Source organism: Sinorhizobium terangae (assembly GCF_009601505.1).
Lineage (GTDB): Bacteria > Pseudomonadota > Alphaproteobacteria > Rhizobiales > Rhizobiaceae > Sinorhizobium > Sinorhizobium terangae.
The window spans coordinates 226,209-248,902 of sequence record NZ_WITC01000057.1 but is presented as its reverse complement, the minus strand read 5'-3'; the positions used below and the strand labels follow the sequence as shown (position 1 = coordinate 248,902).

Sequence of the window (22,694 nt, the reverse complement as noted above, 5' to 3'; positions counted from 1 at the left end):
CCCCCCGCGCGGCGCGTCTGTCTGACGCGAAAGGACGTCGTAGTACGTTGAATTGCCGCAAGTTTTCGCCCTTAAACCGGCTACGATTTAAGGGAACATGCGGTGCAAAATTCCTTCTCGAAAGCGATGCCTCATGCTCACGAAAAAAGGAAAATACGGTCTGAAGGCAATGGTTGACCTTGCCCAGCTTCAGCCGGGCGAGACGGCCTTTATCACCGACATCGCCGTCCGAAACAATTTGCCGAAGAAATTCCTCGACACGATCATGCTGGAACTTAGGAACGCCGGGTTCCTTCGCTCCAAGAAGGGCCCGGGCGGCGGTTATTCGCTGGCGCGTCCGGCAACAGAAATCCGCGTCGGCCAGGTGATCCGCACCCTCGACGGCCCGCTCGCGCCGATCCGCTGCGCCAGCCGCACGGCCTTCGAAGCCTGCGACGACTGTCGTGATCCGGAAAACTGTCACGTGCGGCGCTCGATGGTGGTCGTGCGCGATGCCATGGCAGGAATTCTCGACAACATGACGCTCGAACAGTTCGCCGCCGGCGAGAAGGAAGAGGGCGAGAAGAAAGAGACCGTGGCCGCGCTTCGCAGCGAAGCCGGTTGAGGTCTTACCCTTCGTAAACAACCGGACTGATGGTCTGCAGTTTGAAGTGTGCCGCGTGCTTTGTCGTTCGGCGCGGGGGTGCGATGCCGGCGCGCAACGCACTGGGCGTTCTGATCGATGGTCGCCAGACAGACGTTGGTCCGTCTTTCCAGATCGTAATCGACCCCTTCGACCGCATCCTTCTGGACCAGGCCTCCCCCGCTCCTCAGCACTGAAACTCTCTCGGGATTCCCGGCCCTTCGGCCCCGCAGAACTTCGCCATCATTCATCACGGAATCGCATCGTCTCATCTAATCGTTTCATGATTCGCATCCGGCATCGCCCTTGACTCCTGCCGGTGCACCTTTACACATGGAGTTGTCAGACATCTTACATAAAGAGGGATCGTGGCTGACGGATCGAAGAGGAGGATCATGTGAAAAAGCTCATCGCACGACTTGCCATCGGGGTTGCATTCGTCGCTGCTGCAGTCTCTGCCCATGCCGGAGAGACGTTAGATCGCGTCATGGAAAAGAAGGCGATGGTCGTCGCGACCAACAGCGGCTGGCCGCCCCAGAGCTACCTGGACGACAACAACGAGATGGTCGGCTTCGACATCGATGTCTCGCGTGAGATCGCCAAGCGCCTCGGCGTCGAGGTGAGCTTCGAGACGCCGGACTGGGCGACGCTTACCGGTGGCCGTTGGCAGGGGCGCTACGACCTCGGCGTCGGCTCGGTGACACCCACCAAGGCGCGCGCCCAGGTCATCGATTTCGCCGGCATCTACTACTACAGCCCGTACGTCTACGTCCTGCACAAGGACAGCGAGGCGAAGTCGACCGACGATCTGAAGGGCAAGGTGATCGGCGTCGAGACGGCGACAACCTCGGAAGACTTCATCAACCGCCGACTTGAAATCGACGCGCCGGGCTTGCCGCCGATCAAGTACAAGCTGGAGCCGGGCGAGGTGCGGACCTTTGCCGACTCGATGCTGCCCTTCGATGACCTGCGCCTCGGCAACGGTGTGCGCCTCGACGCGGTGATCGCACCCGAGCAGACCGCGCTCAACGCGATCAAGAACGGCTATCCGCTGCGCGTAATGGACGGCGAATACGCCTTCAAGGAGCCGCTGGTCGTCATCGCCGAGAAAGTCGATCCGGAGTGGACCGAGAAGGTCGGCGGCATCATCGAAGAGATGAAGAAGGACGGAACGCTGGCGACGCTGACCACCAAGTGGTACGGCAAGGACTACAGCGCGGACTGACAGGATGGGCGCGGGCGTTTTTCGCTCGCGCCCTTTGCGTTTTCAGCGGACCGGCACGACATGACCTACCCAGACAGCTATTACAGACGAACCATGGCGGACCAGACGGTGCGCCGGTCGCTCGCAGGCAAAGTGGACTGCGACACCGTTATCATCGGCGGGGGCCTCGCGGGCCTCACCACGGCACTGCAGCTTGCAAGGGGCGGGCAGGCGGTTGCGGTCCTGGAGGCCGAGAGCATCGGCTTCGGAGCTTCCGGCCGTAACGGAGGCTTCGTCAGTCCCGGCTATGCGACCGGCAGCGCCGAGATCGCACGGATCGCCGGTCAGGACGCCGCCCGTCGCCTCCATCTGCTGTCGATCGAAGGCATGGACTTCGTGCGCGAAACGATCGAGGCGTTGGCGATCCGCGATGCCCTGCCGACACGCGGAATCACAAGCGTGCTGCGCTATGAGGACGGTGCCAGCCTGAAGGCGCATGCGGAGAAAATGCGTCGTCTGTACGACTACGAACTCGACTACCTCGACCGCGACCAGGTCCGTTCAGTGCTGAAGTCCAAGCGCTATTTCCAGGCGCTGCGCGACAGGCGAGCCTTCCACATGCATCCGCTCAACTATTTGCGCGCGCTGGCCGCCGAGATCGAGCGCCTCGGCGGCCTGATCTACGAGTCCTCTGCAGTGACCAAGGTGGTGCTCGACGGCGCCGAGAAGCGAGTCTTGACCGGGGGTGGCGAGGTCCGCGCCCGCACCGTCGTCTTTACGACGGGCGGCTACACGGGATCGCTTCATGGCAGGCTCAAGCGCGCCTTCCTGCCGATCGCGACCTACGTGATGGTCAGCGAGGAAGCGCCCGATCTCGTCGCTTCGGCGATCGCGACCGGCGACGCGATCGGCGATAACCGTCGTGCCGGCGATTATTATCGCGTCGTCGACGGCGGAAAGCGCCTGCTGTGGGGTGGGCGTATCACCACGCGCGCCGCCTCGACGGATGCGCTCGTGCGGGAACTGAGGGCGGAGATGGTTGGTACCTATCCGCAGCTTTCCGGTCTGAAGACCGAGCTCGCCTGGTCGGGCCTAATGTCTTACGCCCGGCACCTGATGCCCCAGATCGGCCGGATGAGCCCGGGCGTATGGTACTGCACGGCCTTTGGCGGCCATGGGCTCAACACGACGGCAATCGGCGGCAAGGTCGTCGCCGAGGGCATCCTCGGCCAATCGGAGCGCTACAAGCTCTATCAGCCGTTCGGACTCGTTTGGGCGGGCGGGCTTGCCGGGCTCGCCGTCGCTCAGCTCACCTATTGGAAACTCCAGGCGCAGGACTGGTGGCGCGAACGCGCCGCCTGAGACAGGAAAGACCCACCCATGATCGGTCGATTGATCCTTACCTATCCGGAAGCATCCCGGCGCGCCGGTGCCCTTCTCGTGCTCGCGCTCGTGACACTTGCGCTTTATCAACTCGGGATCAGCTCCGCCTGGATCGGCCGGCTGCTGCCGGCGTCGCAAGGCTGGCTCGGGGAAAATCCGGCGGCCGGCCGCCTCGTTTCGGCACTCCTGATCGCGCTGATCGTGGCGGCGAACTGGAAGGCGCTACGCCAGCTTTCCCGTCGCCAGCAGATCGTCGCCGTTTGGGCCGAACTCTTCGCGCTCCTGATGCTGTTCTTCTATTCCTTCGATCTATCCTTCGCCTTCATCGCAAAGAAAATCGGATTCCTCGTCACGCAGGGTGTGGTGACCACGCTCTACATCTCGGCGATCTCCATCGTGATCGCGACGGTCATTGCGCTTGCCGGCGCCATTGCGAAGCTCTCCAGCAACGGCGTCGTCTACGGGCTCGCTACTTTCTACACCTCGCTGTTCCGCGGCCTTCCGCTGCTCATGCAAATCTACATCATCTATCTCGGCTTGCCGCAGGTCGGCTACGTGATCAGCGCTGTTCCCGCCGGCATCCTGGCGCTGTCGCTCTGCTACGGCGCCTACATGACCGAGATCTTCCGTGCCGGCATCGAGAGCATTCCACGCGGCCAGACGGAAGGCGCGACCGCGCTCGGCCTCAGCCCCGCCCAGACAATGGGCCTCGTGATCCTGCCGCAGGCGATGCGGGTCATCATCCCGCCGACGGGCAACCAGTTCATCGCGATGCTGAAGGACTCCTCACTTGTGTCGGTCGTCGGCGTCTGGGAAATCATGTATCTCGCGCGTACCCAAGGTCAGACGGAGTTCCGCCACATCGAGATGCTGATCACCGCCTCGATGATCTACTGGATCCTCTCGATCTGCCTCGAATACGCCCAGGCTCGCATCGAGGAACGCTTCGGACGCTTCGATGTCCGTTGAGGTCTCCTCTGCGGGTGCCGACGGTGCGGCGCCCGCGCCCGCCAACGGGCGGGCCGCGCTCGTGGTGCTTCTTGCCTTCGCCGTCTTTTCCGGTACGGATGCGATCGTGAAAGTGCTTGCCGCCGGAATCGCGGCGCCGCAAGTGACGTTTCTGGTAACGGCGGCGGCGCTGCTGATCCTCTTCTGCCATGCTGGCGTCGTTGGACGCCTCCGGCGGCTCGTGCCGCGCCAGCCCGGTCTCGCGCTGCTGCGTGCACTTCTTCTAGCCGGCGACACCTTGCTCATCCATTATGCCTTTGCGGCCCTGCCGCTCGCCGAGGCCTATCTGCTTGCCTTCCTGACGCCGATTCTTGTGGCGATGCTCGGATTTGTGCTGCTTGGGGAACGGCTTTCTCCGATCGGCTGGGCAGGCGTGGTGATCGGTTTCGCCGGCGTGGCGGTGGCGTTGAAGCCTGGCGTCGCGCCGCTGAACCTCGGCCATGCTGCCGCCCTCGGCTCGGCGGTTCTTTTCGCGCTCTCGCTCGTTCTCCTGCGTCGGGCGAAGGCGGCGGAGACCGATGAGGCGCTGGTCGCGAGCCTGCTCGTCGTTCTGACGCCGCTTTCGCTCGGCGTGGCACTCGTCGGCGGCATCGTCCCCGTCAGCGCGCAAGACTTCGCGCTCGCGTTCGCCGGCGGAGCGTTGCTTCTTGGCGGCCACGCTCTGCTGGTCCGGGCGTTTCGCATTGGCGAAGCCTCGGTTGTCGCCCCCTTCCAATATAGCCAAATCGTCTGGGGCGGCCTCTACGGCGTGTTCCTCTTCTCAACACCACTCGAATTCCACACGCTGGCTGGCGCCGGGATCATCGTCCTGTCCGGCTGGTTCGTGCTCAAATGACATCCGGGAGACTCATCATGCCCACGTCCGCCGAAGGACTGTCGGAAATCCAGCTGCGTGGCGTTCATAAATGGTACGGCCACTACCATGCGCTTGACGACATAAACCTCTCGATCGCCCCACGCGAAAAAGTCGTGATCTGTGGCCCCTCCGGCTCAGGAAAGTCGACGCTCATCCGCTGCGTCAATCGTCTGGAGACGCATGAAAGCGGCCGGATCGTCGTTGCCGGCGTCGAGCTAGATCATGACGAGAAGCGGGTGGAGGCGATCCGCCGCGACGTCGGCATGGTGTTTCAGCAGTTCAATCTCTTTCCGCATCTGACAATCCTCGAAAACTGCACGCTGGCACCGATGTGGGTGAAAAAGATGCCGAAGAAGGAGGCGCGCCAGATCGCGATGCATTTCCTTGAGCGTGTGCGCATTCCCGAACAGGCGAACAAATATCCGGGGCAACTGTCCGGCGGCCAGCAGCAGCGCGTCGCGATCGCGCGGGCGCTCTGCATGAACCCGCGCGTCATGCTCTTCGATGAGCCGACCTCCGCGCTCGATCCGGAAATGGTCAAGGAAGTGCTCGATACGATGGTGGCGCTTGCCGGCGAGGGCATGACGATGGTCTGCGTCACGCACGAGATGGGCTTTGCACGTCAGGTCGCCGACCGCGTGATCTTCATGGACCGCGGCCGGATCGTCGAAGAGGGGACGCCGGACGAGTTCTTCGCGCGCCCCAGGACGGAGCGTGCGAGCCTGTTCCTGAGCCAGCTTCTCCACTGAAGCGGCCCCCGGACCTCCCGCGGCCTAGAATGACAAAGGCTCCTGCGGAAAGCCGCCGACGTGGGTGCAGGTCTCGGCGGCCCAGTCCCGACCGGCCTCCAGACATGCGGGAAGCGGCTTTCCGGCGACATGAGCCGCGAGAAACGCAGCGATGAAACTGTCGCCGGCACCCGTCGTGTCGACGACCGCGACTGGCCTGATGCCGGCTTCGACGCGGATAATCCCGTCGGTTGCCACGGAACCCTTCGATCCGCGCGTGACGACGGCGACACGGGCACCCTGCGCCAGAAGTTCGGCTGCGATCCGCTCCGCCGCCACTTCGTCGGGACCGGCCGAGGCGAAGGCGATGGCAAGCCCCGTGACTCCGAGGTCGTCCGGGTTGGCATTTACCGAAATATCCTGCGACAGGCTGACCCCTACCGCCACCAGCCTGCGCCTGAGCGCGCCGCCGTCGTCCATCCAGCCGATATGGACATGGTCGAACGTCTTCAGCACAGCCACCTCCGCGTCGTCCGGTGCATAGCCGGCACAGACGCCAAAATCCTCGTAGGAGATGAGGCGCTCGCCCGACGGCAGCACGTCAATATCGGTGTAGGCGGTGATGCCCGGCCGCTCCTGAAGATGATCCAGGGTGACGCCGTTGTTCTGCAGCAGCCGGCGCGTGCGCACGCCGTCCGCATCACGCCCGACGGCACCGAAGTAGTAGGCGACATGCCCCATCCGGGAGAGCTGTACGGCAACGTTCACGGCGTTGCCGCCGACGAGTGACTGCGACAGGGGCGGCTGGAAGCGGTCGATGCAATTGTCGCCGACGGTGGCGAATCGAAGGGGTTTCATGCGGGCCCTCGTGATCGGACATTAAAGCCGCGAATGCGACGACGTGCATTCGCGGCTACTGCATGATTCCTTAAATCATGCAGAGACCAAAGCTGTACGGCGACCTTTGCGCGTCTGATTACACGCGCGGCGCTGTAGCGGCCCGGGGAGTCTAGCATCCGCGGTCAGTAGGCGACGCGCTTGTAGTAGCGGCGAGTCGTGAGCGGATGGTTGCGCATGACTTCGAGATGGGCACTGATGCGTTCGAGCACGGTGGCGAGCAACACCGGCGAAACGAGCGCGCGGACCTCGGAGGAAATGCCGGGCAGCGCAAAATCCGCCGTGTCGAGTACCGTCAGCTTGTCGGTGTAGTTCGGCGCGAAGTTCTCGACACGTTCGGCGAGCGGACGGAGCGCATCCTCGCCCTTGAAGAGGATGACACTAACGCCCTTTTCGACCAGTTCCAGAGTGCCATGGAAGAAGTCGGAGGCATGCACCGGCCGGGTGCGGATCCACTGCATCTCTTCCAAAATGCACATGCCGTAGTAGAAGGCCTGCGGCCATACGTTCCCGGCGCCGGTGACGATGTGATAGTCGGACCCTGCGAGGATCTCCGCGAAGGTCTCGGCCTTCGGCTCGTAGGCGCGTTTCACCTCCAAGAGCAGTTCCGGCATCCGCGCCAATTCGGCGACGATCTCGGCGTGGTTCGCGATCTCGCCGCGCTGCTTCAGGATGGCGAGTGCGATGAACAGCGACTGCAGATAGAAGGACTCGCAGGACGTGTCGTCCTCGGCGAAGTTGACGAAGACATGATCGCCCCCCTTGCCCAACGGCGTTTCCTCATGGCCGACGAGCGTGATGACGGTCGCCCCGATCTCCTTGAGCTTGCCAAGCAAAGCGACGCTCTCTTTCGTCGTGCCGGAGAGCGACGGCACAACGACGATCGACTTCTCCGTCAGATGCGCGCAGCCCGTAACGACGAGTTCGGCCGGCATGTCGAGGAAGGCGGGGAAGCGCGAACGGCGCAGCAGCAGCTGAGCAGCCGGCTGCATCAGAATCGCCGCTCCGCCCGTGCCGAGAAAGAAGATATTTTCGGCGCCGGCCGAAAGGCAGGACGCGATCACCGTTTCGAGGCGCTTCTGCAGCGCGATAGCCCCCGACTGTATGCGGAGAAATCTCTGTTCGTCAAAATTCAGCATGGTCCTGCTCTCGGTAAAATGGGTGGTGATCGTCGGGAGCCTGAGCTTCCGAATGTTGTAAGACAACTGACATCTTGCCGAGAACGAGTCAAGCCACACCCTTCTGATTTTTCGTTGCAGTTTCCCGTGACAGCAGAACGCTCCTTTGGACTGAGAGCCGTTTGATTCGCTTGACCTCCGCGAATTTGTCAGACAAGAACAGGGCCGAGATCATTTCTTGCCGGAGGCCCGCCATGGACGAACCCCTTCGCGATTCGCGTACCCTGGCCATCCAGCTTCGTGACCGCATCGCCGATCTCATCCGCGGCGAGGGCCTCAAGCCGGGCGACAAGCTGCCGACCGAGGCGCAGCTGACCCAGCGCTTCAAGATCTCCCGGCCTGCGCTGCGCGAGGCGCTGAAGCTGCTGGAACAGAATGGGCTCATCTACGTCGAGCACGGCCGTGGCCGCTTCGTCTCGGCGATCTCCGCCGTCCACGTCGACCGGCCTATTACGGTCTTCGAGAGCGTGACCGACATGGCGCACCATTACGGCTACAGGCCGCTCAACAAGGTGCTTTCGATCGCTGAGGAAACTCCTGACAAGCATGTGGCCGCACAGCTTCAACTGACCGCGACAGACCGGGTCATCCGCATTGAGCGGCTGCGGCTGCAGGGCGACGAGCCGATCCTCTATTGCCTCGATTACGTGCCGCGCAGCATCATTCCGGCCAGGCTCTATGACATCGACTGGAGCGGTTCGCTGCTTTCCCTGCTGGAGGAATACAAGAACCGGCCGCGCATGTCGGCTGCCACCGTCTCTGCCGTCATGCTGCCCGACGAGGTTGTCCAGCGCAATGACCTGCGCGATTTCGGACCGGCGCTGCTCATCACCGAGACCTGCTTCAATGCTGCCGGCACGCCAGTGAACTACGCGATCGACTATCACCGCGGCAGCCATTTCTCCTTCAGCCTCGTGCGCAAGTGAGCTTGGCTATCAGAAAACTGCCCGGGTAAGCGGAAGATCCTGCTATGTCCTTCGCGCGTCTGATGGACGCGGCGCATTAGTCGTACCAAAGCGATGGACTGGGATCGTCCACGTAGTCGAGTTGAAAGAAGAAATATCGGTCGTCTCCCTCCAGGACCATTACTCCGAGCAGCCTCTTCGGATCGATCCTTCGGAAATGGTCGATGATGGGCTTGCGGTCGTAGAGCATGGCCGCGCTGGTCCGGTTTCGAAAGCGGGACGTCCGCAGAGTGCCTGTCGGGCTTTGCGCGCGCAAATATTTGACCAAATGGGAGAACAAATTCCGCGCGGCGGTGCTACGACCGAGCCGATGGAAGCGAAGGGCCAGACGAAGCGGGATTGGAGATGGATCGACCGGCACGAGGCGGTTGCCATATGTATTGAACAACAGAGCGTCGGCGCGCAGATCGGCGCGGAAGCGTTTGCCGAACCAGCCCAGGTTCTCCAGCACCCCGTCCAGCGGATGGTCGGTCGGAACTCCACGCCCTTTCCAAAGCCCGACCATCTCGGTCACCGACACCGCATCCAGGCTATCGAAGTAGGCGAGAGCCTCGTGCTGGGAGCGCATCTCGATGCCCTTGCTCAACGGCGTGCCCAAGTCATTACACATGCCGCGTTTACCTAGCGCGCGACTGCACGAACGTCCATGCTCCCGTTAAATCGGGCGGCATGCTGCGACTGCATGTTTCCTCAAAGCGGCGTCAAATAAGGATAAAACATGCAGCGATACCAGGCGCCAAAGCTGTCTTTCCGGGTCCGATCAGACGCGCGGCGCTGAGGGGCCGGGCGGTTGACAGAGGCCAGGCGGTGGGCGTCAGATGACTTGAGAACTGCGCTCCGCGGCACTCCCCCGCGCAGGAGAGCGGTTTACCGCCCTTCCGATTCCGCAGGAGCGGCATGTGGTGTTCCTTGTTCAACCCAGGCTGGTCAATGAGCCGTTCGGCGATGCAGGTCTGCTGCTTGATTTCACTTTCAAGTCGCGAGCGATCCTGTTCGATCTCGGCGACCTGTCTCCTCTTCCGGCTGGCACCCTTTCCAGGATCCGGCACGTATTCGTGTCTCACATGCATATGGATCATTTCGCCGGCTTCGACCGGATGCTCCGGTTTCTCCTCAACCGGACGGCAGAGTTTCAAATATTCGGTCCTCCCGGCCTGACAGACGCCGTCGAGGCAAAGCTGCGATCTTACACGTGGAATCTTCTCAATGAGACTTCCGAGGATTTCTCGATCGTTGCGGCCGAGTGGAATCTCAAGGACGAACTGACGCGATCCCGGTTCAGGGCACGCAACCGATTCGGTCGCGAAACGCTCGGTGTCGAGGTGCTAACTTCCCCGCATCTCCTCGTGGATCCGGACTTCCATGTCGAAGCGATCGATCTCGATCACGGGATTCCATGCCTCGCATTCGCGTTTCAGGAGAGCCTGCGGGTAAACGTGCACAAGGCGGTGCTGGATCGGCTTGGTCTCCCGGTGGGGCCCTGGTTGACGGAGGCCAAGCGTCTCGTGAGGTCTCGCGGGGACCCGGGCGCGATCGTGCAAATTCCCGGCCACCGCGACATGAAACTGGGCGATCTCCTCAATGCTAAGGCGCTCGTCACTGGCCCCGGAGAACGAGTCTGTTACGCAACGGACCTGGCATTCACCGACGCGAACGTCTCGCGCTTGCTTAAGTTGGCAAACGGGTCGGACTACCTCTTCATCGAGGGCGGCTTCCTTGACGAGGACAAGGCCGTTGCAGCTTCCAAAAAACATCTGACCGCATTGCAGGCGGGCAGCATCGCCGCAGCCGCGCGGGTAGCAAGGTCCGTTCCTATGCATTTCTCACCGCGCTATCTCGGTCGGGAACAATCGCTGATCGATGAGTTCCGGGCAGGCCTTGCCAGCAAAGCTCCTGATGCGGGTCCTTGAGGCAAACGGAAGACAATCGACACGATTGATATGAACGAGAGACGGCGGCCGCCCGGCTCGAGCAAGTCAAAGGGCCCCGTTTCGAGGCGGTGCCACGTCGTTGAGATGGTAGTTGCCGACGACGTGATATTTCCAGCGCACCGGATCGTGCAGCGTGTGGGTGCGCGCATTGCGCCAATAGCGGTCGAGGTTGAGCGCGACCTTCGTCGAGGTGGTGCCGGCCAGCTCGAAGAGCGTGTTGCTGGCGTCAAGCGCCACCTCGGTCGTCAGGACCTTGGCGGTGGCGACGGCGAGGCTTGCTTCGATTGCGTGTTGTTCGGTCGGATCGATTTGGGCGACGTCGACCTTTCGTCCCGCATGTTCGACCACCGCCGTAGCCGCCTCCAGGCGGATGGCGATCTCGCCGATCCTGGCGATCGTCAGCGGATCCTCCGAAGCCTTGTCGACGCCGCTGTCGATCCAGGGTCGGGCCTTGTTGCGGACGTAATCGACGGTTTCCCGGAAGGCGGCGCGCGCGATGCCGAGGTCGACGCCGGCATGGATGATCTGGCCGACGGAACCGATGGTGGCGGGTCGTTGGAAGCCGCGATCGAGCCTGACGACGCATCCGAGGTCCACATGGACGTTCTGCAAAACGGTCGTGCCGCTGCCGGTGACGCGCTGCCCGAAACTGTCCCAGTCGTCGATGATCTGGACACCATCGGCGCTGCGCGGCACGAAGGACATGGTGAGCTGGTCGGCGGGATCGAGCGCGAAAACGGCGATCCAGTCGGCAAAGAGTACACCGGTGGAATGATATTTGCGGCCGTTTACGCGATAACCGGCACCATCTTCGCTAAGGCGCGTGCTGTAACGGCCGCCGGTCCTCGTCCCGTCTTCGGCAAGCGCATTGCCGAACCGGTCGCCGGCAAGCGCCCGGCCGAAAAAGAACTTCTTCTGCTCCTCGGTCCCATCGTGACGGAGGGCCTCGAGCGCATAGAAATGGTTCTGGGGAATCTCGCCGATCGAACTGTCGGCCTCGGAAAGGATCGCCGCGACCTCCGCAAGCACGGCGTTCGAGACATCGATCCCGTCATAGTCGGATGGAATGCTGATCGCCAGCAGGCCGGATTGCGCAAGCTGATCGAGTTCCTCATAGGGAAGAACGCGCTCCAGGTCGCGTTCGCTGGCACGTGCCGCAAAACGGCTCGCCAGCTCTCTTGCAACCGACAAGGCCTCTTCTTCGCTCTCGATGCGCTGCGCGGGCGGCCTCGTCTTCTCGGCGAACTGCGAGATGGTTCCCATATCGATCCTCCGTGGGTCGCAAATAGGTCCTGGATCGCATCAATCCAGGACCATCGCGACCGATTCCCAGAACTTCGCTGCGGATGGAGGCTGGGTCGTACGTTCCGCAACCTCTCCGGCATCGGCCGGTATCACTGAACGAACATCTTACACCGGGTAAGAAAGGTTGTTCTATAGAATTTATGGATATTGAACTTTCTTTGCTTCGCTCGCGTCGAGCTTCTTTCCATAGTATGAAGCATGAAACTTATTCTTTCATCAGCCAAATATCGGTCCGGTCGCAGGAAAGGAGCTATGGTCGCGCGGCAAATGACGCTCGTGTGGCGCAACACCGATGAAGGGGAATCGTCGTTTGATTTCAATCGGAAAGAGCACGCTGCGCTCTTCGGTGGCGGCCGCCGGAGACAAGCGGCTGAACAAAATGCTTGATGATCGGCCCCTTTGTCATAAAATACTAACTTGATAGACTATGCCGTATAACAATGCCCAAGAGCTAAAGGGCCACTGCATATTTCCTTAAATCCTAGGAGATTTAAGGATAGAACATGCAGCAATTCAAAGTGCTACAGCGTCCTTTGCGTATTTGATTAGACGCACGGCGCTGTAGGCTGGCCAAAGGAGCGGAGACTTCGCGGGAGGCGTGCGGCGTCTAGTCCCAGACATCCCTGAAAATTCAAACGGCAGCTATGTGTGTGTCTCAAGGTCCTGCGTAGGGGTTGCCCATGACTGGTCCGGCTGCGGCCGGGGCGCAAAGGAGCTCACATGACTGTGCACGGATTGTTTGCAGCCAAGTCGTCCGCGGCTGCCGGCCTATCGTCGAGGCCCGAGATTGCCATCATCGGGCGTGGATTTTCGGGCATCATGATGGCGATCGCGCTCATGAAGTCGGTCCGCGTTTCCTTCCATTTGACCATGTACGATCCGCACCCGTCGATCAGCGGCGGCCAGGCCCTGTCGTCGCCGCAGAGCACGGAGATCCTCAACAGCCGCGTGCGTGATCTGTCGGTCGCCGCCGGGCAGCCTGACGATTTCAACGACTGGCTTTGTGCCAACGGTGAATTCCGGGCGGCGGTGCCGGCGGCCATTCCCGGCTTCCAGCAGATTTTCGTGCCCAAGGGCATTTTCAGCGACTATGTGCATCAGCGCTTTTCCGAGGCGCTTGCGCGCCGATCCGATATCACCGTGAAGTTTTCTCATGAGCCGGTCCACGCCCTGCGCAAGCTCGCCACCGGCCGCTTCACGCTGGTTCGCGATGGCGGAACGGACGAAAGCGATGTCGTCGTTCTCGCGACGGGCTTCGGCGTCAGGTCACGCAATGTCGAGATTTCGGATGAAGAGCGGCCGGTCGTCAGAGCCCGCCGGCTCGTCGATCCGCGCCATGCGGTCCTGCTCGGCAGCGGCATCCGCGTCGTGAACCAGTTGTTCCAGATGCGCGACGGGGGGTACGCAGGCACGATCACGCTGCTCTCGCGACATGGTTTCCTGCCGCAGTCGCATACGCGCCTGTCGGCGGCGCCGAGCTTCCCTGTCGATCCGATGCCGTCGACCCTCAGGGAGATCGTCCGGTTCGTCCGCAAGGCCTGCGCCGATGCCGAGGCCAAGGGGCAGAGCTGGCAATCGGCGATGAACGGCCTTCGCCGCCGGGCGCGCTCGCTCTGGCAGGCGCTTCCCGCGCGGGAGAAGCGCCAGTTCAACCGGCATCTGCGCGCCATTTACGACAGCCATAGAAACCGCCTGCCGGCGGCCGTGCATGCGCGTCTCCAGCAGGAGCTTGCCGAAGGGCGAACCGTGCTTCGCTGCGGATGGGCCGGGCGGCGCGTGCCGGAAGGACTGATGGTCCGCTGGTCCGGCCAGCCGGCGGAGGAATTGCTGCGCGCCGACCAGGTGATCGACTGCCGCTGCTCGGCGCCGGACATGCAGGCGCCGCTGTTTCAAAGCCTTTTTGTCGGCGGATTGGCCATGCCGGACGAGCTCGAACTCGGACTTGCCGTCAGCCCCACCGGAGAAGTGCTCGGCAGCAGCGGCCGCACGCCGAACCTCTTTGCGATCGGGCCGCTCGGCGTGGGGAGCCTGCCTGACATCGATCTCGTTCCGGAGATCGTCACCCAGACTTATGCGGCGGCACGCCTGATCGCGGCCGGCAAACGGATGGCACTGAAGGCGGGATAGATCGAACCGGCGGTTCCGCGCCGCAGTCTTCCCAATTGCGCGAGCAGCCGCGCCGTGAGCGCTTGCCTTGGCCGAATCCCGGAACAGTTTTTCACCGCTGAAAAATCTCCTGCGGAATCGAAGCTTCTGATCGCCAAGCGACCAATGGCATAGTGGCCAGCATTGCTCCACGACTGGAAAGGAATGCCATGCTTGCCAGCGACATCTCTGCGGCCAGCCGCAGGCCACTGGGCCGCTCCGGCCTGTCGGCTGCACCCATCGGATTAGGCTGCTGGGCGATCGGAGGCCATTTCACGCTCAACGGAAAGCCGGACGGCTGGGGCGAGATTGACGACGAACAGTCTATCCGCGCCATTCATCTTGGGCTCGAGATGGGTGCGTCGTTGATCGATACGGCCGATGCCTATGGAACCGGGCACAGCGAGGAGGTGATCGGCCGAGCGCTGCGTGGGCGACGGGGTGACGCAATCATCGCGACCAAGTTCGGATACACCCACGATCGCGCTGCCCGCGCCCTTGTCGGCACCGATGTCAGCCCGGCCTACATCGAACGGGCCTGCGCGGCATCGCGCGAGCGCTTGGCGACCGACCATATCGACCTCTATCAAATTCATGTCGGGGAGCTTCGGGACGATCAGGCGGACGCGGCCGGCGAGACGCTTGAAAGGCTCGCGGAAAAAGGTGCCATCCGTTTCTGGGGCTGGAGCACGGACAACGCCGCCGCGGCGAAGCGTATGGTGAAGTTCCCGCATTTCGTCGCGGTTCAGCAGGAACTGAATGTCTTCATTGATGGGCCGGAGATGCTGGCAATGTGTGAGGGCAACAATCTCGCCAGCCTCAATCGATCGCCGCTCGCGATGGGTTTCCTGACCGGCAAGTTCGGTCCGCAAATGCGGCTGCCGCCGAGCGACGTGCGCGCCGCCGGCCATAGCTGGGTGCGGTTCTTTGAGGACGGACGGCCGCGTGCCGATTACCTCGACCGCCTCGCGCGGGTGCGGGAACTCCTTAAGAGCGGTGGTCGGACCTTGGCGCAAGGCGCGCTCGGCTGGATCCTTGCCCGTTCGCCCAGCACCTTTCCGATACCCGGTTTCAAAACGGAGGCGCAGGTACGTGAAAATCTGGCGGCGCTGGAGAAGGGACCGCTGCCGGAAGCGACAGTAGCCGAAATCAAAACGCTCCTTGCAAACGACGCTGGTCACCGATGAATTCTCTGAGGAGGGCAGTGCTCCGGCAGTGAGAGCCGGCCGAGCGCTGTCGTTTCCGCGAGCGACACACTCGGAAGATTGGCTCGCCGGCACGGCGAGGAACGTGCCCTTGAACAAGTGTTGCATTCCCGCAACGGACCCGAGGTGATTTCTGCAATCCGAAATTGTGTCTTTGCAGATCGGCCGGTCTCGTGTAAGGTGGCCACACTCGCAATTCAAATCAGAGGAGGCGTGAAATGAATCCTGTTCTCGTGACTATGCGCCTCTCTGGCGGGACGGCTGGCAGCACGACGATGTATCGCACATCTTGCTCGAGCCGATTTTGCTTCCAGGGTCTCTAAACCCCGGATTTCTGCCGATTGGCGCTTTCCCATTTGACCTGACGTGACCGGCTGGCGGAGCGACTGTTCGCATTTCCGCGTCCGCATCCGCACGTCTCTTTGACCTTCGAGAGGACTGGCCGCATTGTCGTGCCGGGACGGAAAAATCATGCGTGAAGCACAATTTTTAGTTGTTGATACCCTTGCCGCAACGATCGAGGACCTGTGCCGCAAATTCGGCGTCCGGAACACCGCGCGTGCGCTGATCATGGCCGCCTGGAGGCATCGTCAGACGATGAACCAGGTCTCGCACCTGTCGGATCGCATGCGCCGCGACATCGGCCTCCCCGACGGGGAGCGCGGGCTCCTCGAAGCCAAATTTTCGATTTGGGATGTCCGGCTTTGAGGTGCCGTCCGAGCAGGAAGGCGATCGTGATTGCGGGTGGAGGGGCGTCCAGCGCGCCCCTCCACCGAATGCCCGCGCGCCCACTCGCGGGTCAGCGGTACAGACGGGGCTAGTATCAGCGGTACAGACGGGGGCTAGTATTTGTAGCCTTATAGCGGCGCGTCTCATCAGATGTCTGATTGGTCGCGCGTTACTTTGACTTGCTGCATCGGTACGATTTTAAGGGGAACACGCAGTAGAGTTCACGCAGACGTCATTTCACCACCGGGGAACCGATCGGCAAGTGCGACGTTTCCCCCAATCGGCGGAGATCTGCCATGTGGGCCTTGCGGGCGTTGATCGTTTTCGTGGCGGCCATAGTTCTGGCCGCAGGCGCGTTCTTTTTTCTGGCGTGGCGTTCCGAGATTCCCGAGGAAGCTGCCGCGGCAGAGGCGACGTTCGCTCCGGAACTCGTTGCGAAGGGAGCGCAACTGGCGGCGCTTGGCAATTGCATCGCCTGCCACACCGTTCCCGGAAAGCCCGCATTTTCGGGTGGCCTTGCCGTGCCGACGCCGTTCGGAACGATTTACTCCACCAACATCACCCCCGATCGTGAGACCGGCATTGGCGGTTGGAGCGAAGAGGCCTTCCAGCGGGCCATGAACGAAGGCGTGGATCGGAAGGGCAGCCACCTCTATCCGGCGTTTCCTTACGATCATTTCACGCATGTCTCGGCAGAGGATAACCGCGCCCTTTATGCCTTCCTAATGACGCGGGCCGCGGTAAAGGCCGAAGCGCCTCAGAACGATCTCCAGTTTCCACTCACATACCGGCCCCTTCTTGCTGCTTGGAAGCTCGCCTTTCTCGACAGGGGTGCGCTCGAACCGGATACCAGCCAGAGCGAGGCATGGACGCGCGGGCGCTATCTTGTCGAGGGTCTCGGCCACTGCGGCGCCTGCCACACTCCCCGAAACGCCTTCGGCGCCCAAGATCGCGACCAGCATTTTGGCGGCGGCGAGGCGGAGGGCTGGCAGGCTTACGCGATCAACAAGGATTCCAAGGCGCCGATTCCATGGGACGAGCAAAGCCTCGCCTTTTACCTTCGTAACGGCTGGCATGAATTCCATGGCGTTTCGCGTGGGCCCATGGCCGAGGTCACGGGCAATCTGTCGGGCCTCCCCGATAGCGACATCATGGCGATCGCCACCTATGTCACCTCGATCATGGGCGATCCCACGCCCGAACGCGGGCAAAGAGCGGCGCAACTGCGCGAGCAGTTCGGGGGGGACTACCGGGAACAGGCGGCCGATAGCCAGAGTACCCCTGTGAGCGCTTCCGGCGGCAGCCCCGGCGAGGCGATCTATGCTGCCGCCTGTGCAAGCTGTCACGAAGGCCAGCGACGCCAGCCGTTCGGAGGCCTGAATTTCGAGCTGAGCACCGCCGTCAATGCGCCGAACCCGCAAAATATCGTCAACGTCGTGCTGTTCGGCCTTCCGCCGGCGGACGGCGAGGCAAGTGCGGTGATGCCCGCCTTCCGGCATCTGCTCAGCGACCAGCAGGTGGCCGACGTTCTCACCTACATGCGCGATCGGTTTTCCGAGGAGCAGCCGTGGCCCGGGCTCGTGGAACTGATCGCCAATACCCGATCCGGCGCGCACAAGGTCACCATCCGGCCGTCGGACGGCATTGAAAGGGCGCCGCACAATGTCGGCGCCGAGGAGGGATGATGAGCATTTCGCTGACAGTCAACGGCAGCCCGCATCAGGTCGATGTCGATCCGGCGACGCCCCTGCTTTACGTACTTCGCGATGACCTGGCCTTGAACGGCGCCAAATACGGCTGCGGACTCGGCCAGTGCGGTTCCTGCACCGTTGTTGTGGATGGCGAGGCGGTGCTTTCCTGCATGGTGCCGGTCATGCTGCTGGAAGGCCGCGAAATCACGACCATCGAGGGCTTGGGCACGATCGACGAGCCCGGACCGTTGCAGCAGGCATTCATCGCATTGCAGGCGGCGCAATGCGGTTACTGCATCCCGGGCATGATGATGAGTGCGCACGCTCTCTTGCGCCGCAATGCGCGGCCCAGCGACGCGGAGATCCGCGAGGCGCTGACGACGAATCTCTGTCGTTGCGGCACGCATATGCGAATTCTGGCAGCGATCCGGCGGGCGGGCGAACTGATGCAGGCTGCGTCGCTGCCTGAACTTGATAAAGGGAGGGCAGGCTGATGGGTATTCTCCAGCACGAAATCACCCGCCGCACCGTGATCGCCGGCACCGGAGGCCTCGTCGTCAGCTTTTCGCTCGGCCGCGCATTTGCCCAGGCGCCCGCGCCAACGCCACCGGCAGCGACGCCACCGGCACCGCCCGCGTCCCTGCCCGGCAGCCTTGACGACGATCGTTTCCTCGATTCCTGGATCCGGATCGATCCTGACAATTCGGTAACCGTCTTCACTGGCAAGGCGGAGCTCGGCCAAGGCATCCGCACCGCCCTCCTGCAGGTCGCCGCCGAGGAGCTGGAGGTCGACCCTCAGGAGATCAAGTTTGTGACGGCCGACACCGGTCGCACGCCAAACGAGGGGTTCACGGCCGGCAGCCAGTCGATGCAAAACAGCGGTACTGCCATCAGGAACGCCGCAGCGCAGGTGCGCGCGCTGCTTCTGGCGGAAGCCGCCAAGCGCTTCGGGACAGCGCCGGCGGAACTCAGGGCCGAAAACAAATCGGTGCTGGCAAAGGATGGGAGAAGCGCGACCTATGGCGAGCTTGTTTCGGGCCAGATGCTGCACGTGGAGGCGCAGCCACAGTCGGCCTTGAAGCAGCCCGGGACCTTCCGCGTGATGGGCAAGCCGCTTCCGCGCGTCGATATCCCCGCGAAGGTGACGGGCCGGCCTGCCTATGTGCATGACCTACGCATGGACGGCATGCTGCACGCGCGAGTCGTGCGGCCCCCGAGCCCGGCAGCGACGCTGACGGAACTTGATCAAGGCGCGGCCGAGGGGATGCCCGGCGTCATTTCCGTCGTGCGCGACGGCAACTTCCTCGCCGTCGTCGCCGAGAAAGAGTTCCAGGCGGTGAGCGCCATGCGGGCTCTGGCGGCGGCAGCGCGGTGGCAGGAACGCGACACGCTTCCCGACCAGACGACCCTGCCGGCTGTCCTTCAAGGGCTTGAGCGCGAGGTAGGTACCGTCGCAGAGGCGGGTGCGCTATCGTCCAACGGCAAGGTGTTCGAGGCGACCTACACGCGGCCCTACCAGATCCACGGCTCGATCGGCCCGTCCTGTGCGGTCGCGCATATGAAGGCGGATGGGACACTGGACGTCTGGTCGCACACGCAAGGGGTCTTTCCCGACCGCGGGGCGATCGCCGAGATGCTGGCGATGCCGGAAGAAAAGGTCCATGTCATCCACATGGAAGGGTCGGGGTGCTACGGACACAACGGTGCCGACGACGCGGCTGGCGACGCGGCGCTCATCGCCAGCAAAATTCCCGGCAAGCCGGTGCGCGTTCAGTGGATGCGTGAGCAGGAGCACAGCTGGGAGCCCTATGGCCCTGCGATGCTGATGAAGGTCAGTGCGACACTCGACGGTCAAGGCAAGATCGCGAGCTGGGCCTATGATCTTTGGAGCAATACGCACTCCACGCGTCCCGGCGGGGCCGGCGCGTTGCTCGCGGCGCGCCACAAGGCTCAAGCTTTCCAGCCGGAGCCGGCCGAGCTCAGAATCAGTCCCTCCGGCAATGGCGACCGAAACGCCAATCCGCTCTACGCGATTCCGAACAAGCGTGTGCTCTGGCACTTCCTGCCCGACATGCCGCTGCGCGTCTCGGCGCTCCGGGCGCTGGGCGGCTATGCCAATGTCTTCGCGATCGAAAGCACGATCGACGAACTGGCGCTGATGGCCGAAGCCGATCCGGTCGAATTCCGGCTGAGCCACATGGAGGATCCGCGCGCGCGTGCGGTCATAGAACTGGCTGCGGAGCGCTTCGGCTGGGACAAGGCGCAAATGCCGAGGAATCGCGGACGCGGCTTCGCCTTTGCCCGCTACAAGAATCTCGCCGCCTACCTGGCGGTTGCGATGGAAGCGGAAGTCGAGCCGGAAACCGGTCGTGTGCGCATCGTCCGCGTCGTATCCGCCATCGACAGCGGCGAAATTGTCAATCCGGACGGTATCCGCAACCAGACGGAGGGCGGCATCCTGCAATCGATCAGCTGGACGCTCTACGAGGCCGTGGCATTCGACAGGACGAGGATCACCAGCACCGATTGGTCGAGCTATCCGATCCTGCGTTTTGCAAGCGTCCCGGACAGTGTCGAGGTGCATATCATCGAGCGCCCCGGCGAACCCTTCCTAGGCACCGGCGAGGCCGCCCAGGGACCTGCGGCAGCGGCTGTCGCCAACGCGATCAGAAACGCCACCGGCAAGCGTCTCTATGATTTGCCCTTCACCAGAGAGCGAATACGAAACGCCGTTGGACGCGCTTGATTGATCAGGCAATTCAAAGTGCTGCAGCGATCTTTGCGCGTCCTGGACGCGCGGCGTTGTAACGCGCGGGTCCGCCCATCACCGCGGCCTTCCGATCTGGCCGAGCAGCCAGTCTCGAAAGCTCAGTGGACATCCAATAGTTTTACAGGCTCGTGCGTGTATTTCTGTTTAGCCGCCGCGCACCCTTTATGTCAAAGTTCGCGCGACTCTTGAGTGAACGTCCTGAAAGGAAATGACATGGGTACAGAGAAGGTCGCGCTGGTTACGGCAGGCGGGAGCGGCATGGGAGCGGAGGCTGCACGCAAGCTCTCGGCCGATGGCTACAAGGTTGCAGTTCTCTCTTCCTCGGGGAAGGGCGAAGCGCTGGCCAAGGAGCTCGGCGGCGTGGGTGTCACGGGTTCGAACCAGTCGAATGAAGACCTGAAGCGGCTCGTGGATCTTGCCGTTTCAACGTGGGGCCGCATCGACGTGCTGGTCAACAGCGCCGGTCATGGCCCGCGCGCTCCGATCCTCGAAATCACCGACGAAGACTGGCACCGAGGGATGGACACGTATCTTCTGAACGTGATCCGGCCGACGCGTTTCGTGACGCCCATAATGCAGAAGCAGAAGTCCGGCGCGATCATCAATATATCCACGGCATGGGCGTTCGAACCCAGCGCCATGTTTCCGACTTCAGCCGTTTTCCGCGCGGGTCTCGCCGCCTACACCAAGATTTTCGCGGACACCTATGCGGGCGAGAATATCCGGATGAACAACGTTCTTCCCGGCTGGATCGACAGCCTGCCCGCGACCGAGGAGCGTCGTGATAGCGTGCCGATGAAGCGCTATGGAACGAGCGCGGAGATTGCCGCCACCGTTGCATTCCTTGCTTCAGACGGCGCGGCTTATATCACCGGCCAGAACATCCGGGTCGATGGCGGGCTGACGCGTTCTCTCTAGGACGGAGCCGGACCAGCGGAGTTAACACCCTCCTCTCTCCCCTGCCGGGCATCTCCCCCACAAGGGGGGAGATTGGCCAGAAGCAAGGTCCTGGCCGACAGTGAAATCGCAGATGCCGAAGTCTCTCAACTCACCATCGCGCGCATAGGGTCACTAAACGCCGCGCACAGGCGGTTAGAGCTGAGTGGGACATTGGCCGCTTGCCGATCTCCCCCCTTGTGGGGGAGATGCCCGGCAAGGCCGTGGGGAGTGCCGTTCTCAGGTAGATCAGGAGGCCTAATCCGTACTCTGTGGTCACGACGACGATTCACTCGGAGCGGGTCTTGCCCAAGCTGAGACCGGCCGTCGCAGCGATCGTTGCACGTGCAATGCAGCTTTGGCAGAGCACCGACGGTCCCGGGCGCATTCAGCGGAAAAGCGCCCGTCATTCACCTGCCGCCAAGATGGCCGCAGACAGGTGCGGTACCATGGCAAACTCTTCTCCTTCAGCGATGCGAAATGGAACTGTGTTGCTATAATTCACAAAAATTATAGATTTAGATGATCACATCTGAAACGGCTTCGACGGAGGTCACCGATGCCGGAAAAAAGAGTGGTCGGAATCTCGGGTAACATCACGCGCCCGTCCAAAACCCGGACTTTCGTCGATCATATCGTCCATCGGCTTGCACTGAATGTGGGAGCCGCGGCACAGACATTCGACATCGAGGACTTTGGTCCTTCCCTGCCGCATGCAAGGCGGCTGGATGATCTCGCTCCCGAAGCGCGGTATATCGTCAATCAGGCGATTTCGGCCGACGTGCTGGTCGTCGGTTCACCGACGTACAAAGGCAGCTACACCGGGCTGTTCAAGCACTGCTTCGACCTTTTCGATCCCTCGTCCCTGCGCGGCAAGCCGGTCATCCTTGCGGCAACCGGCGGCGGCGAGCGTCATTCGCTGATCGTCGAGCACCAGCTGCGTCCACTGTTCGGCTTCTTTGAAGCGCTCGCAATGCCGACGGCCATCTACACGTCGGACAAGGACTTCGCGGACGGCGCCCTCATTTCGGAAGCGATCCATGCTCGGGTCGGGCAGGCGGTCGAGGAAGCAACGCGGGTCCTCGGACGCTCCGACCGACGCAGCATCGCCGCTTAGCCGCGAACAAGCATCGTGAAGCAA

At 62.4% G+C, this 22,694-nt stretch carries 20 protein-coding genes and 1 pseudogene; 16 read left to right on the top strand and 5 right to left on the bottom strand.

Features of this window, described 5'->3' with window-relative positions; translation table 11 throughout:
• The first annotated feature begins 133 nt into the window (after positions 1–133).
• A complete protein-coding gene (locus GHK62_RS15120) occupies positions 134–604 on the top strand; it encodes an RrF2 family transcriptional regulator (RefSeq protein WP_153439964.1) in 471 nt (156 codons plus the stop codon).
• An 83-nt stretch (positions 605–687) separates the two neighbouring features.
• Here GHK62_RS15120 and GHK62_RS34300 read toward each other — a convergent pair.
• Positions 688–795, bottom strand: a pseudogene (locus GHK62_RS34300) (Rieske (2Fe-2S) domain-containing protein); the annotation flags it as partial.
• 224 nt (positions 796–1,019) lie between these two features.
• Between GHK62_RS34300 and GHK62_RS15115 the strand changes: the two are divergent.
• From GHK62_RS15115 to GHK62_RS15095, 5 genes are read left to right on the top strand one after another with little or no spacing between them, the layout of a single operon-like run.
• Entirely contained in the window at positions 1,020–1,847 is an 828-nt protein-coding gene (locus tag GHK62_RS15115) for a transporter substrate-binding domain-containing protein (protein WP_184108604.1), read from the top strand.
• 60 nt (positions 1,848–1,907) lie between these two features.
• Complete coding sequence (locus GHK62_RS15110) at positions 1,908–3,188, top strand: NAD(P)/FAD-dependent oxidoreductase (RefSeq protein ID WP_153439963.1); 1,281 nt, start codon at positions 1,908–1,910, stop codon at positions 3,186–3,188.
• 18 nt (positions 3,189–3,206) lie between these two features.
• Positions 3,207–4,178 carry an amino acid ABC transporter permease gene (locus GHK62_RS15105; RefSeq protein WP_153439962.1) on the top strand — a complete coding sequence of 324 codons (972 nt, stop codon included), beginning with the start codon at positions 3,207–3,209 and terminating at the stop codon, positions 4,176–4,178.
• Positions 4,168–5,052, top strand: coding sequence for a DMT family transporter (locus GHK62_RS15100; protein WP_153439961.1), 885 nt, complete (start codon positions 4,168–4,170; stop codon positions 5,050–5,052). Before GHK62_RS15105 ends, GHK62_RS15100 begins: the two co-directional genes overlap by 11 nt.
• 17 nt (positions 5,053–5,069) lie before the next feature.
• Positions 5,070–5,822 (top strand): amino acid ABC transporter ATP-binding protein, encoded by a 753-nt coding sequence (locus tag GHK62_RS15095; RefSeq protein ID WP_153439960.1) that lies wholly within the window; start codon positions 5,070–5,072, stop codon positions 5,820–5,822.
• Between the two features lie 24 nt (positions 5,823–5,846).
• Here the strand turns inward: GHK62_RS15095 and GHK62_RS15090 are convergent, their stop codons facing one another.
• Positions 5,847–6,659 (bottom strand): PfkB family carbohydrate kinase, encoded by an 813-nt coding sequence (locus GHK62_RS15090; RefSeq protein ID WP_153439959.1) that lies wholly within the window; start codon positions 6,657–6,659, stop codon positions 5,847–5,849.
• A gap of 164 nt (positions 6,660–6,823) precedes the next feature.
• Positions 6,824–7,837: an SIS domain-containing protein gene (locus GHK62_RS15085; protein ID WP_153440049.1), complete on the bottom strand. Its 1,014-nt coding sequence runs from the start codon at positions 7,835–7,837 to the stop codon at positions 6,824–6,826.
• 233 nt (positions 7,838–8,070) lie between these two features.
• Here GHK62_RS15085 and GHK62_RS15080 point away from each other — a divergent pair, with 233 nt between their 5' ends.
• Positions 8,071–8,802: a GntR family transcriptional regulator gene (locus tag GHK62_RS15080; RefSeq protein ID WP_153439958.1), complete on the top strand. Its 732-nt coding sequence runs from the start codon at positions 8,071–8,073 to the stop codon at positions 8,800–8,802.
• A gap of 76 nt (positions 8,803–8,878) precedes the next feature.
• Here GHK62_RS15080 and GHK62_RS15075 read toward each other — a convergent pair whose 3' ends face one another.
• Entirely contained in the window at positions 8,879–9,409 is a 531-nt protein-coding gene (locus GHK62_RS15075; RefSeq protein ID WP_153440048.1) for a GXWXG domain-containing protein, read from the bottom strand.
• A gap of 334 nt (positions 9,410–9,743) precedes the next feature.
• Here GHK62_RS15075 and GHK62_RS15070 point away from each other — a divergent pair, with 334 nt between their 5' ends.
• Positions 9,744–10,751 carry an MBL fold metallo-hydrolase gene (locus tag GHK62_RS15070; protein WP_167528260.1) on the top strand — a complete coding sequence of 336 codons (1,008 nt, stop codon included), beginning with the start codon at positions 9,744–9,746 and terminating at the stop codon, positions 10,749–10,751.
• A gap of 66 nt (positions 10,752–10,817) precedes the next feature.
• Here GHK62_RS15070 and GHK62_RS15065 read toward each other — a convergent pair whose 3' ends face one another.
• The gene (locus tag GHK62_RS15065) at positions 10,818–12,035 is read right to left on the bottom strand and encodes an SfnB family sulfur acquisition oxidoreductase (protein ID WP_153439956.1); all 1,218 of its coding nucleotides are present in this window, start codon (positions 12,033–12,035) and stop codon (positions 10,818–10,820) included.
• 762 nt (positions 12,036–12,797) lie between these two features.
• Here GHK62_RS15065 and GHK62_RS15055 point away from each other — a divergent pair.
• The 8 genes from GHK62_RS15055 to msuE all read left to right on the top strand — a co-directional run bounded on the left by GHK62_RS15055 (position 12,798) and on the right by msuE (position 22,670).
• Positions 12,798–14,204, top strand: a complete 1,407-nt coding sequence (locus GHK62_RS15055; protein WP_153439955.1) for an FAD/NAD(P)-binding protein — start codon at positions 12,798–12,800, stop codon at positions 14,202–14,204.
• A 188-nt stretch (positions 14,205–14,392) separates the two neighbouring features.
• Positions 14,393–15,409 (top strand): aldo/keto reductase, encoded by a 1,017-nt coding sequence (locus tag GHK62_RS15050; RefSeq protein WP_153439954.1) that lies wholly within the window; start codon positions 14,393–14,395, stop codon positions 15,407–15,409.
• Positions 15,410–15,898: 489 nt separating this feature from the next.
• Positions 15,899–16,135 carry a YjiS-like domain-containing protein gene (locus GHK62_RS15045; RefSeq protein ID WP_153439953.1) on the top strand — a complete coding sequence of 79 codons (237 nt, stop codon included), beginning with the start codon at positions 15,899–15,901 and terminating at the stop codon, positions 16,133–16,135.
• A gap of 317 nt (positions 16,136–16,452) precedes the next feature.
• Entirely contained in the window at positions 16,453–17,841 is a 1,389-nt protein-coding gene (locus GHK62_RS15040; protein WP_153439952.1) for a cytochrome c, read from the top strand.
• Positions 17,841–18,341, top strand: a complete 501-nt coding sequence (locus GHK62_RS15035; RefSeq protein WP_153439951.1) for a (2Fe-2S)-binding protein — start codon at positions 17,841–17,843, stop codon at positions 18,339–18,341. The genes GHK62_RS15040 and GHK62_RS15035 overlap by 1 nt, the downstream gene beginning before the upstream one ends.
• Positions 18,341–20,593, top strand: a complete 2,253-nt coding sequence (locus GHK62_RS15030) for a xanthine dehydrogenase family protein molybdopterin-binding subunit (protein ID WP_153439950.1) — start codon at positions 18,341–18,343, stop codon at positions 20,591–20,593. Before GHK62_RS15035 ends, GHK62_RS15030 begins: the two co-directional genes overlap by 1 nt.
• Before the next feature lie 237 nt (positions 20,594–20,830).
• A complete protein-coding gene (locus GHK62_RS15025) occupies positions 20,831–21,535 on the top strand; it encodes an SDR family oxidoreductase (RefSeq protein WP_153439949.1) in 705 nt (234 codons plus the stop codon).
• Between the two features lie 577 nt (positions 21,536–22,112).
• Positions 22,113–22,670, top strand: coding sequence for an FMN reductase (gene msuE / locus GHK62_RS15020; RefSeq protein ID WP_153439948.1), 558 nt, complete (start codon positions 22,113–22,115; stop codon positions 22,668–22,670).
• Positions 22,671–22,694 lie beyond the last annotated feature (24 nt).